This is a genomic window from Rhodoblastus acidophilus, assembly GCF_900187365.1.
GTDB lineage: Bacteria > Pseudomonadota > Alphaproteobacteria > Rhizobiales > Beijerinckiaceae > Rhodoblastus > Rhodoblastus acidophilus.
Genome location: NZ_FYDG01000004.1, coordinates 192,617 through 205,174 on the forward strand (window position 1 = coordinate 192,617; position 12,558 = coordinate 205,174).

The 12,558-nt window shown below is 64.6% G+C and carries 7 protein-coding genes; 4 read left to right on the forward strand and 3 right to left on the reverse strand.

Features of this window, described 5'->3' with window-relative positions; translation table 11 throughout:
• Positions 1 to 11: 11 nt before the first annotated feature.
• The 3 genes from dnaE to CFB24_RS10910 form a co-directional block, all read right to left on the reverse strand.
• Positions 12 to 3,479: a DNA polymerase III subunit alpha gene (gene dnaE, locus CFB24_RS10900; protein ID WP_088520637.1), complete on the reverse strand. Its 3,468-nt coding sequence runs from the start codon at positions 3,477 to 3,479 to the stop codon at positions 12 to 14.
• Between the two features lie 329 nt (positions 3,480 to 3,808).
• Complete coding sequence (locus tag CFB24_RS10905; RefSeq protein ID WP_088520638.1) at positions 3,809 to 4,498, reverse strand: ABC transporter ATP-binding protein; 690 nt, start codon at positions 4,496 to 4,498, stop codon at positions 3,809 to 3,811.
• Positions 4,491 to 5,783, reverse strand: a complete 1,293-nt coding sequence (locus CFB24_RS10910) for a lipoprotein-releasing ABC transporter permease subunit (protein ID WP_088520639.1) — start codon at positions 5,781 to 5,783, stop codon at positions 4,491 to 4,493. The genes CFB24_RS10905 and CFB24_RS10910 overlap by 8 nt, the downstream gene beginning before the upstream one ends.
• A gap of 219 nt (positions 5,784 to 6,002) precedes the next feature.
• Here CFB24_RS10910 and CFB24_RS10915 point away from each other — a divergent pair, with 219 nt between their 5' ends.
• From CFB24_RS10915 to CFB24_RS10930, 4 genes are all read left to right on the forward strand, one after another.
• Positions 6,003 to 6,884: a hypothetical protein gene (locus CFB24_RS10915; RefSeq protein ID WP_088520640.1), complete on the forward strand. Its 882-nt coding sequence runs from the start codon at positions 6,003 to 6,005 to the stop codon at positions 6,882 to 6,884.
• A 132-nt stretch (positions 6,885 to 7,016) separates the two neighbouring features.
• A complete protein-coding gene (locus CFB24_RS10920) occupies positions 7,017 to 7,370 on the forward strand; it encodes a CidA/LrgA family protein (RefSeq protein WP_088520641.1) in 354 nt (117 codons plus the stop codon).
• A complete protein-coding gene (locus tag CFB24_RS10925; protein ID WP_088520642.1) occupies positions 7,367 to 8,101 on the forward strand; it encodes an LrgB family protein in 735 nt (244 codons plus the stop codon). Before CFB24_RS10920 ends, CFB24_RS10925 begins: the two co-directional genes overlap by 4 nt.
• 346 nt (positions 8,102 to 8,447) lie before the next feature.
• Complete coding sequence (locus CFB24_RS10930) at positions 8,448 to 12,200, forward strand: vitamin B12-dependent ribonucleotide reductase (protein ID WP_088520643.1); 3,753 nt, start codon at positions 8,448 to 8,450, stop codon at positions 12,198 to 12,200.
• The last annotated feature ends 358 nt before the right edge of the window (positions 12,201 to 12,558 follow it).

Here is a 12,558-nt window from a genome sequence, read left to right on the forward strand (position 1 = left end):
AACGGCAGGCGCTAAACCAGCTCCACTTCGGCCACGCCGGGCAAGGTCTTGATCGCGTTCGACACCGCCGGATTGATCGCATACTTGCCCGGCAGCTTGACCTCGACTTCGCGCGAATCCTCGTCGAGGCGCAGCAGCAGCGTCACCTCGCCCTCCGGCCGGCCTTTCAACTGCTCCGCCAGCGCCGGCAGAGCGGCGCCGTCGCGCAGCGCGATTCGCAATCCCTTCTGGATGCGCGCCGCCGCCTCGTCGAGTTTTTCCACCAGCGTGATGCGGGCGCGGACATCGTCGCCGTCGAGCCGCGCATCCAGCGTCACCAGCACGCAGGCGCCTTTTTCCAGCAATTCGCGGAACTGGTTCAGCCCCTCCTGGAACAGAATGGCCTCATATTGGCCGGAGGCGTCGGACAGGGTGACGATGCCCATCTTGTTGCCGGATTTGGTGCGGCGCTCGGCGCGGTCGAGCACGGTGGCGGCGAGACGGTCGGCCGACGCCCCCTGCTTCACCGCGCGCGAAAAGCTGGCCCAGTTGCGCACCCGCAGCTTTTGCAGCACCGCCTGATAGGAATCGAGCGGATGGCCCGACAGGAAGAAGCCGATGGCGTCGAATTCGTGCTTCAACCGCTCCTCGGCCGACCAATTGTCCCATTTATTCAGGCGCAACGGCTCGGGCTCGCCGCCGCCGAACAAAGCATTCTGGCCGGCGCGGGCCTCGTCCTGCGCCACATTGGCGTGGGCCAGCACCTTCTCCATGCTGGCGAAGGCTTTGGCGCGGTCGCGTTCCAATTCGTCGAAGGCGCCGGCCGCCGCCAGGCTTTCCAGCACTTTCTTGTTGACCTCGCGGGGGTTCAGCCGCTGGGCCATTTCCGCCAGGCTGACGAATTTGTCGCCGCCCCTGGCGGCGACCAGCGCCGCCGCCTGCCCCTCGCCCACGCCCTTCACCGCCGACAACGCATAGCGGATGGTCAGCGCGCCTTCCGCGTCTGGATGCACCTCGAAATCGACGCCGGAATAATTGATCGACGGCGGCTCCACCTTGACGCCAAGCCTCATGCACTCGTTGCGGAATTCCGCGAGCTTGTCGGTGTTGCTCTTGTCGAGCGTCATCGACGCCGCCATGAACTCCACGGGGTGATTGGCCTTGCACCACGCGGTCTGGTAGGCGACCAAGGCGTAAGCCGCCGCATGGCTCTTGTTGAAACCGTAGTCGGCGAATTTGGCGAGCAGGTCGAAGATTTCGTCGGCCTTGGCGTGGTCCAGCCCGCCGGACACCGCGCCCTCGACGAAGCGGACGCGCTGCTTGTCCATCTCCGCCTTGATCTTCTTGCCCATGGCGCGGCGCAGCATGTCGGCCTCGCCGAGCGAATAGCCGGACAGGATCTGCGCGATCTGCATCACCTGCTCCTGGTAGATGATGACGCCGAACGTCTCCTTGAGCACACATTCGATTTTTGGATGGATGTAGTCGGCGTCCTGCTCGCCGAGCTTCACCGCGCAATAAGTGGGAATGTTGGCCATCGGGCCGGGTCGGTACAGCGCCACCAGCGCCACAATGTCCTCGAAACGGTCGGCGCGCATTTCGGCGAGCGCCTTCCTCATGCCCGCGCTTTCCAGCTGGAACACGCCGACGGTCTCGCCGCGCCCGAGCATTTCGTAAGTCTTGACGTCGTCGAGCGGAATTTTCGACAGGTCCAGCTCGATCCCGCGCAGTTTCAGCAAATTGACGCAGGTGGCCAGGGTGGTGAGGGTCTTCAGGCCCAAAAAGTCGAATTTGACCAGACCGGCCGGCTCGACCCATTTCATGTTGAACTGGGTCGCCGGCATGTCGGACTTGGGGTCCTGGTACAGCGGCACCAGCCGGTCGAGCGGCCGGTCGCCGATCACCACGCCCGCCGCATGGGTCGAGGCGTTGGAATACAGGCCTTCGAGCTTTTCCGAAATCTCCAGCAGTTTGGCGACCTTGGAATCCCGTTCCGCCTCCTCCTGCAGGCGCGGCTCGGATTCGATCGCCTGTTTCAGCGTCACCGGCGCGGCGGGGTTCTGCGGCACCATTTTGGCGAGCTTGTCGACCTGCCCGAGCGGCATTTCGAGCACGCGCCCGACATTGCGCAACACGCCGCGCGCCAAAAACGAACCAAAGGTGATGATCTGGGCGACGCGGTCCTTGCCATAGCGCCGCTGCACATAACCGATCACCTCTTCCCGCCGCGTCTGGCAGAAGTCGATGTCGAAGTCGGGCATCGACACGCGTTCGGGGTTGAGAAAGCGCTCGAACAGCAGCGAGAAGCGCATCGGATCGAGATCGGTGATGGTCAGCGAATAGGCCACCAGCGAGCCTGCGCCGGAGCCGCGCCCGGGACCCACGGGAATCCCCTGCGATTTCGCCCATTTGATGAAGTCCGACACGATCAGGAAGTAGCCGGGAAACTTCATCTTCTCGATGATCGACAGCTCGAATTCGAGCCTTTTGTCATAATCCTCCGGCGTCTGGCCCGGCGCCAGCCCATGGGCGTCGAGCCGCGCCTTCAAGCCGGCGATGGCCTGGGCGCGCAATTCGGCGGCCTCGTCGGTCCCCTCGGTGAAATTCGGCAGGATCGGCCCGCGCGTCTTCGGGCGAAAGGCGCAGCGCAGCGCGATCTCGACGGTGGCGCGGGTCGCCTCGGGCAGATCGGCGAACAGCTCCAGCATTTCCGCGCGGGTCTTGAAGCGATGTTCCGGCGTCAGTTTTCTGCGATTGTCGTCGGAGACCAGCGCGCCTTCGGCGATGCACAGCAGCGCGTCATGGGCGTCATAGTCGGATTTGGCGGCGAAATAAGGCTCGTTGGTCGCCACCAGCGGCAGGTCGCGGCGATAGGCGCAATCGAGCAGCAGCGGCTCGACCTGTTTTTCGCGCGCGGTGCCGTGACGTTGCAACTCGATATAGAGCCGGCGCGGAAAAATGTCGGACAGCGCGTCGAGCCGCGCCGCGGCGGCCTCGTCCTTGTGCAGGACGAAGGCGCGGTCGAGCGGGCCGGACGGGCCGCCGGTCAGGGCGATCAGGCCCTCGTTCGACTCGCGCAGCTGCGCCAGCGTGATATGGGCGACGTCGCCGGGATCGACCCCGGTCCAGGCCGAGGACACCAGCTTCATCAAGTTGAGATAGCCGGCCTCGTCCATCGCCAGCAGCACCAGATTGCCCAGCGAGGCGTCGCCGGCGAGCGGCTCGCCGGGAACGCGCAGGCTTTCGGCGTCAGCGAAATCCACCGCGAGCTGGACGCCGGGGATCGGCTGCAAGCCCTCCTTCGAGCCCTTCTCCGCGAATTCCAGCGCGCCGAATAGATTGTTGGTGTCGGTGATGGCGAGCGCCGGCTGGCCGTCCGCCAAAGCGAGCTTCAGCAGTTTCGCCAGCGGCAAGGCGCCTTCGCGCAACGAAAACGACGTGTGCGCATGAAGGTGGACGAAGCCGACTTTTTCGATTACCTCATCGAGCGGCGACGTCATGTCCCAATCTCCATCCAAACCTCAGGTTGCAGAGAGCGCGGCCCGCGCGGTCGCCCAGCGATTTTGCGCCCATGCTGGGACGGAACAATACGTTCCTGCAACGGTCGTGTTTCGTTCCCGTCACGATTTGATCAGGATCAATTTTTTTATCCAGACGACGAGACGCTGGCAATACAGAGTCTTGCGACGGATCGCCCATGTGGACAACTCCGCCGTTTCTGTGGATGAGCTTAAGGCAGGACGGACGCGCAAGGTTAATGGAATAACAAGGACGAACGCGCCAGCGTGCCAAAATGAGCCAGCGCGACGGCGAGGGCGCGGGTTGCATTTTACTCAAGTTCAACCAGCAATCCATTGCGCAACGTCCAGCGCCGGTCCATGCGCCCCGCCAGTTCGAGATTATGCGTTGCGATCAGCGCCGCGAGGCCGGTCGCGCGGACCAGGGTCATGAGCGCGGAAAACACCTTTTCCGCCGTTTCCGGGTCGAGATTGCCGGTCGGCTCGTCCGCCAGCAACAGCGCGGGCGCGTTGGCCACCGCCCGCGCGATGGCGACGCGCTGCTGTTCGCCGCCGGAGAGTTCGGAGGGGCGGTGATGGGCGCGGGGCGACAGCCCCAGATAATCCAGCAATTCCATCGCCCGTTCGCGCGCCTCGGCCTTGTTCAGGCCGGCGATCAACTGCGGCGTCATGACGTTTTCGAGCGCGGTGAATTCCGGCAGCAGGTGATGGAACTGATAGACGAAGCCGATGCGGTCGCGGCGCAAGGCCGTGCGGGCGCGGTCGTCGAGGCCCGAGGCGTCCCAGCCGTCGATCGCCACGGCGCCGCCGTCCGGGCGCTCCAGCAAACCGGCGATGTGCAGCAGGGTGGACTTGCCGGCGCCGGACGGGGCGACCAGCGCCACCGCCTGCCCCGGCCAAAGCTGACCGTTGACCCCGCGCAGGATTTCGAGAAAGCCGTCGCCCTCGGAATAGCGGCGCGTCACGCCCGAGAGGGTCAGGACCGGAATCGGCTCATTCATGGCGCAAAGCCTCCACCGGGTCGAGCCGGGCCGCGCGCCAGGCGGGATAAAGCGTGGCGACGAAGGACAGGCCCAGCGTCAGGAAGGCCACCGCGATCACCTCGTGACGCTCGACCACGGTCGGCAATTGCGACAGGCCGAAATAATATTGCGCCGGGAACAGGTTGAGGCTGAAGGCGCGGTTGAGGAACTGCCGGACGCCGTCGAGATGCAGCGCCAGCGGCACGCCCAGCCCGACGCCGAGCGTCACGCCGATCAGGCCGATGGCCACGCCGGTGAGAATGAAAATCCGCAGCACCGCCCAGCGCGTCGCGCCCATGGTGCGGAGGATGGCGATGTCGCGGGTCTTGTCCTTCACCAGCAGAATCAGCCCCTGCACGATCAGCAGCGCCGCCACGGCGACAATAATGGCCAGGATCAGGAAAATCGCCTGACTCTCGACCTTGAGCACGTCGAAGAACCCTTTGTTGCGCTGGCGCCAGTCGGTGAGGATGTTGGGCCGTTCGATGGCGGCCTCGATCTTCATGCGCAGGTCGTCCATCTTCTCGGGATCGGCGGCGAATCCCTCGATCACGCTGACCTCGCCCTCTTTATTGAAGAAGACCTGCGCCTCCTCCAGCGGCATATAGACGAACAGCTGGTCGAAATCCGACAGGCCGAACTGGAAGATCGCCTTGACCGGATAGGCTTTCATGCGCGGCGTGACCCCGAACGGGGTCTGCGCGCCCTTGGCCGTCAAAATGGAAACCGTGTCGCCGACGCGCACGCCGAGATTGTCGGCCATGCGCTGGCCGATGGCGAGGCCGCCGGACGCGTCGAAGCCTTCGAGCGTGCCCTGGCGGATATTGCCCTCGATGCCGGGCAGCCGCTTCAGATCCTCCCCCGACACGCCGCGCACCAGGGCGCCGGTCTGCTGGGTCGGCGAAGAAATGCCGGCCGGACTCTCGACCATGGGAATGGCGCGACGCACGCCCGGAACCGCCTCGAGTTTGGCGGCGACCTCCTTGTAGTCGGTCATGGGCGTGTCGATCGGCTGGAGGAAGAAATGGCCGTTCACGCCGATGATCTTGCCGACCAGTTCGGCGCGCATGCCGTTCATCACCGCCATCACCACGATCAGCGACATGACGCCGACGGTGATGCCGGTGACGGACAGCCCGGCGATCGCCGACGGCAGGAAACGGTGCCGCCGCGCCCGCATGTAGCGCAGCGCGAGCATGCGTTCATAGGCCCCGAAAGGCTTGGCCCCGTCGCGGCCAAATAATGTGTTCAGCAAGCGGATCATCGCGCCCCGGTCTCTTCAGCTTCGCGCGAGTTAGGCGAGAATTGCGGGCAAAAGAAGACTCTTCTTTCCTCGATTCGCGCCACGCGGACAATGGCGCAAAACCTTTAGCGATTTATACCGGCATTTTAGATTTTTCCCCAACGCAGCGGCAATCCGGGCCTGCGACAAAGCGGACAGCTTGATTTTCAAGGCGTTCGCGCCAGTTACGGGAAGCCGCTCATGTCCGACCTCCACCTGCAGGAAATCGCCCGCCTGCCGCTCGACCAGCGCGCTGCGCATATCGCGCAATTGTTCGCGGAAGGGATCAGCGAGGCGCCGCCGGCCCCCGCGGCCGCGAAACAGACCGACCTCGGACGGTTCGCGCGGCGAATCGCCTATTGGATGCGGCCCGACCGGCTGCCGCTGGCGCTGCGGGCGCTCGCCGCCATGGCCGGCCGGAAATTCCTGCACACCGTTCCCGCCTCGCGCCCGCGCGCCGACGGATTCTGCGGCGTCGCGCCGATCCCCAACGGCGAGGCAGCGATGGATTTTTACGCCCAGGGCCTGTGTTTCGACGCCCTGCCCGGCTTCGTCGCCCTGTGGTCGCCGCCCTGGCGCGCCATCGTCAGGCCGGCCGCGAGCCTGCGGCTGCCCGACGCCGGCGCCGCCGATGCCGGCGAAACGCGGTTCGACCGCGACTTCGTCCGCCTGCTCGACCTGTGCGAGGCCCAGGCGACCGGCGCCGGGCGCAAACCCGCCTGCCCAGCCGCCCTCAAGGAACTTTACGCCCATGGCCTCGCTCATTGCGTGGAATGGCGCGCGGGCGGCGACACGCGGGCGGCGCTGGTCGGCGTCGTCGTCGGCGGCGTTTTCACGGTCGAGGGCTTTTTCGCCAATGACCGCGCCGATCTCGGCCAAGCCGTGGCGGCGCTGGCGCGGCGTCTGGCGGCGTTGAACTTCGCCGCGCTCGACTTCCGCGGCCCCTCGCCGCAACTGCGCGGCCTGCCGATCGAATTGACCAGCCGCGAAAATTTCGTCGCGCTGCTGACGCAGCCGAGCGCCGTGCGCGCGGGCCGCTGGCGCAACCCCGAAACGCCGACGCAGCAGCAGGCGGCGGCGTAACGCGCCCCTCCGTTGCGCGACAAGAGCAGGACACATTCGGAGAATGCAATTGAAGCCGCGGGGCGCGGACCTTTATACCCCTGAGGCCGCCATGGTCCGCTAGCGGCGCCAGACGCCCCCCGGAGCCTCGTCATGATCGCCGCCCTCGCCGGTATCTTTCTCTGTCAGCTGCTGGGCGAAAGCCTGTGCCGCTTTTTCGCCCTGCCCCTGCCCGGCCCCGTGGTCGGCATGGGGCTACTGTTCTTCTTCCTGCTCATTCGCGGCGGCCAGGGCGAAAAAGCCGTGCCGAAGCCGCTCGCCGCCGTGTCCGACCAATTGCTCGGCCATTTGTCGCTGCTGTTCGTGCCGGCCGCCGTGGGCGTGATGCGTTATTTCGACGTGCTCTCGCAATATGCGCTGCTGCTCACGGTGACGCTGGTGGTTTCGACCACGCTCACGCTCGCCGCCACCGCCCTGACCTTCCAGCTGCTGACCAAGAAATCATGATCGACAATCTGCTCGCCCACGAGGCCGACCTCTGGGTCTATCTCGCCTCCAGCCCCCTGCTGTGGCTGACGCTGACGCTGATCGCCTATGTGCTCGCCGACCGCATTTCGATCGCCGCCAACCGCCATCCCGCCGTCAATCTGGTCGCCATCGCCGCGGCCCTGATCATTGTCGCGCTGAAACTCACCGGCGCCAGCTACGAAACCTATTTCGCCGGCGCGCAATTCATCCATTTCCTGCTGGGGCCGGCGACGGTCGCGCTGGCCATCCCGCTCTATCGCCATTGGGCGCAGGTGCGGGCCTGCGCCCTGCCCATCCTGGCCTCGCTCGCCGTCGGCGCGCTGGTCGCCATCTTCTCGGCGGCGCTGCTGGCCCGGCTGATGGGCGGCGACAACCTGCTGATCGCTTCGCTGGCGCCGAAGTCGGTGACCTCGCCCATCGCCATGAGCCTGTCGGAACATATGGGCGGCGCGCCCTTCCTAACGACATGCCTTGTGATCATCACCGGCGTGCTCGGGGCGCTGATCCTGACCCCGCTGATGCGGCTGCTGCGCATCCGCGATTCGGCCGCCATCGGCATGGCCGCGGGCGTGGCGTCGCACGGCATCGGGACGGCGCGCGCCTTCCATGTCGATTCGGTCGCGGGCGCGTTCGGCGGCATCGGCATGGGCCTCAACGGCGCCTTCACCAGCGTGATTCTGCCGCTTCTGCGGCCTTTGCTGGGCCTGTAGGACGCAACCGCCGACCGCCTAATCGACCTTGGGGCGAAAAGTAAAGGAAATCTTAGCGGGGATGGAAATCCATCCCCAGAATCCCCAACTTGTAGGGCCGGTTGATAACTCACCCACAATATCTTGACGACATCGGCGGGCCGTCCTACCATTATTCATCATTGCTTGAAGACACGGTTTTCGCATGGGTTCGCCCGCTGCGAGGCCGATGACGCGTCTGGCGCGTCTCTTCAAGCGAAGCGTTCAGATCGGTCGCGTTCTCCGCGCGTCGCCGGGGGATTCCCGGCGCGAACGGTTGCGCGCGTCCGGCGTTCCACTCCAGTGCCAAATTCAGGCGGGATCATCCATGCGGATCGAGCGGCATTACACCAAGACAGGCCAGTCTCCCTATCAGACCATCGAGTTCCGGGAGACCAAGAGCGAGATCCGCAATCCCGACGGCTCCACCGTCTTCTCCCAGACCGGCATCGAAACCCCGGCCGCCTGGAGCCAGGTGGCCTGCGACGTGCTCGCGCAAAAATATTTCCGCAAGGCCGGCGTCCCCGCCCGGCTGAAGAAGGTGGAAGAAACCTCCATCCCCTCCTTCCTGTGGCGTTCGGTTCCCGACGAGGCGGCGCTGGCGCAACTGCCGGAAAAGCAGCGTTTCGGCGGCGAAACCTCGGCGAAACAAGTGTTCGACCGTCTCGCCGGCGCCTGGACCTATTGGGGTTATAAAGGCGGCTATTTCGACTCCGAGGACGACGCCCAGGCGTTTTTCGACGAAATGCGCTACATGCTGGCCCGCCAGATCGCCGCGCCGAACTCGCCGCAATGGTTCAACACCGGCCTGCACTGGGCCTATGGCGTGGACGGCCCCGGCCAAGGCCATTTCTATGTCGATCACGAGACCGGCGTCCTGACCGCCTCGGCCTCGGCCTATGAGCATCCCCAGCCCCACGCCTGCTTCATCCAGTCGGTGAAGGACGACCTCGTCAACGAGGGCGGCATCATGGATCTGTGGGTGCGCGAGGCGCGCCTGTTCAAATACGGCTCGGGCACCGGCGCGAACTTCTCCTCGCTGCGCGCGGAAAACGAGCGCCTGTCCGGCGGCGGCAAGTCCTCCGGCCTGATGTCGTTCTTAAAAATCGGCGACCGCGCCGCGGGCGCGATCAAGTCCGGCGGCACCACGCGGCGCGCGGCGAAAATGGTGGTGGTGGACGCCGACCACCCGGATATCGAAGCGTTTATCGACTGGAAGGTGCGCGAGGAAGAAAAGGTCGCGGCCCTGGTCGCCGGCTCCAAATCGCTGCGCAAGCACATGAAGGCCGTGTTCAAGGCTGCGGTGAATTGCGAAGGCCCCGGCGACGATTGCTTCAACCCGGAAAAGAACCCGGCGCTGAAGCGCGAAATCAAGCTGGCCCGCCGCGCCAACTGCCCCGACAGCTTCATCAACCGCGTGCTGCAATACGCCCGCCAGGGCTACACCGATTTCGACCTGGTCGAATATAACACCGACTGGGATTCCGAGGCGTATCTGACCGTCTCCGGCCAGAATTCCAACAACAGCGTCCGCATCACCGACGCTTTCCTCCGCGCGGTCGAGCAGGACGGAAACTGGGATCTGATCCGCCGCACCGACGGCAAGGTGGCGCGCACGCTGAGCGCCGCCGACCTCTGGGACAAGATCGGCTACGCCGCCTGGGCCTCGGCCGATCCCGGCCTGCAGTTCCACACCACGATCAACGACTGGCACACCTGCCCCGGCGGCGGCGAGATTCGCGCCTCCAATCCGTGCTCGGAATATATGTTCCTCGACGACACGGCCTGTAACTTGGCCTCGCTGAACCTGCTGCAGTTCCGCGATCCCGAGACCAAACAGTTCGACGTCGCCGCCTACGAGCACGCCGTGCGCCTTTGGACCGTCGTGCTGGAAATCTCCGTGCTGATGGCGCAATTCCCGTCGCGCGAAATCGCCCAGCTTTCCTACGACTATCGCACCCTCGGCCTCGGCTTCGCCAATATCGGCGGGCTCTTGATGTCGTCGGGCCTCGCCTATGATTCCGACGCGGGCCGCAGCCTGTGCGGCGCGCTGTCGGCGATCATGACCGGCGTGTGCTACGCCACCTCCGCCGAAATGGCCGGACAGCTCGGCGCCTTCGCGCGTTATTCCGGCAACGCCGCCCCGATGCTGCGGGTGATCCGCAACCACCGGCGCGCCGCCCATGGCGCGAGCAGCGGCTATGAAGGCCTCGCGGTCAATCCGGTCCCGCTCGACGCCGCCTCCTGCCCCGACCCACGCCTGATCGACCACGCCCGCAAGGCCTGGGACCGCGCGCTGGCGCTGGGCGAAAAGCACGGCTATCGCAACGCGCAGGTGTCCGTCGTCGCCCCCACCGGCACGATCGGCCTGGTGATGGATTGCGACACAACCGGCATCGAACCGGACTTCGCCCTGGTCAAATTCAAGAAGCTGGCCGGCGGCGGCTACTTCAAGATCATCAACCGCGCCGTTCCCGAAGGCCTTCGCGCCCTCGGCTATACGGAAGCGGAGATCGCGGAAATCGAGGTGTTCGCGGTCGGCCACGGCAATCTTGCCCAGGCGCCGAGCGTCAACCCGACCACGCTCAAGGCCAAAGGTTTTGGCGACGCCCAGCTCGCCGCGCTTGAAAAGAGCCTCGGCGGAGCGTTCGACATCAAGTTCGCCTTCAACAAATTCGTGTTGGGCGCGGAATTTTTGACGACCACGCTAAAAGTCCCTCAGGAAAAGCTGGACGATCCCAGCTTCGAGCTTCTTCCGTTCCTCGGCTTTTCCAAGGCCGAGATCGAGGCCGCCAACATCCACGTTTGCGGCGCGATGACGGTGGAAGGCGCGCCGCATCTCAAGCTCGAGCACTATGCGGTGTTCGACTGCGCCAATCCCTGCGGCCGCACCGGCAAGCGCTATTTGTCGGTCGAAAGCCACATCCGCATGATGGCGGCGTCGCAGCCGTTCATTTCCGGCGCGATCTCGAAAACCATCAACATGCCCAACGACGCCAGCGTCGAGGATTGCAAGAACGCGTATCTGCTGTCCTGGCGCCTCGCGCTCAAAGCCAACGCGCTCTATCGCGACGGCTCGAAACTGTCGCAGCCGCTGAACTCGCAGCTGATCGCCGATGAGGACGACGAGGACGACGACGCCCTGGAAGCGTTTATGGCGCAGAGCCAGCCGGCCCGCGCCACCCAGGTGGCCGAGCGCATCGTCGAGCGCGTGATCGAGCGTGTGGAACGCCGTCGCGAGCGTGAAAAGCTGCCCGACCGGCGCAAGGGCTACACCCAAAAAGCGGTGGTCGGCGGCCACAAGGTCTATCTGCGCACCGGCGAATACCAGGACGGCCGCATCGGCGAGATCTTCATCGACATGCACAAGGAAGGCGCCGCCTTCCGCAGCCTGATGAACAATTTCGCCATCGCCATCTCGGTCGGCCTGCAATATGGCGTGCCGCTGGAGGAATATGTCGACGCCTTCACCTTCACCCGCTTCGAGCCGGCGGGATTCGTGCAGGGCAATGACGCCATCAAGAACGCGACGTCGATCCTCGACTATGTGTTCCGCGAACTGGCGATCTCCTATCTCGGCCGCACCGACCTCGCCCATGTCGATCCCTCCGACATCGGCGCCACGGCGATGGGCGCCGGCGACGACCAGAGCCGCGCGCCGCAAGCGCAGCCCAACCAGACCCAGCGTTACGTTTCGCGCGGCTTCGTCCGCAACAAGACCGACAAGCTGATGCTGGTGCGCACCGACCGCCCGATGGAAAAGCCGGCGACGGTGGCGGTTGCGACCAAAGGCGCGACGGCGCTGAAGCCCGACGCCCTGGTCGAGCCGACGGCCCCGAGCCTGATGGACACGCTGACCTGGACGCCGCCGACAAGAGACGATGACGCCGGTGACGATCCTACATCGGGCGGCCTCGCCTACTCTAGAAAGACGCCTGTTTCATCTGACTCGCGCAGAGCAGAAGCACGGATGAAGGGATACGTTGGAGAGGCGTGTGGCGAGTGCGGAAATTTCACGCTAGTGCGCAACGGCACCTGCCTAAAGTGCGAGACATGCGGATCAACGACGGGCTGCTCCTGATGGAGAGCCCCCAATTGTCGTTTTGAACGTGGTTTTTCCGCAAAACCCCGTTTTCCTTCCGCAAATTTGAATCTGGTTTTTCCGTAAACCAGCTAAAAGACTGAAAAATAAAGAAAACCCGGCAGAGCAATCTGCCGGGTTTTACGCGTGCACCTATCACCGCCAACAACGCCCAATGTTGGGGCAAACAATCGCAAAGACGCAAAAAATCCGAAGAATGATTTCTTGCGTCTTTCAAACCCACAAATGATCACAAAAACACAAACATCGCCGACATGCGAACGGGGAGCAAAGACTGCCGCATTTAATGTTTGCCAAATCGAAGGTTGACTCAAAAATGATCAAAGACGCAGACGAT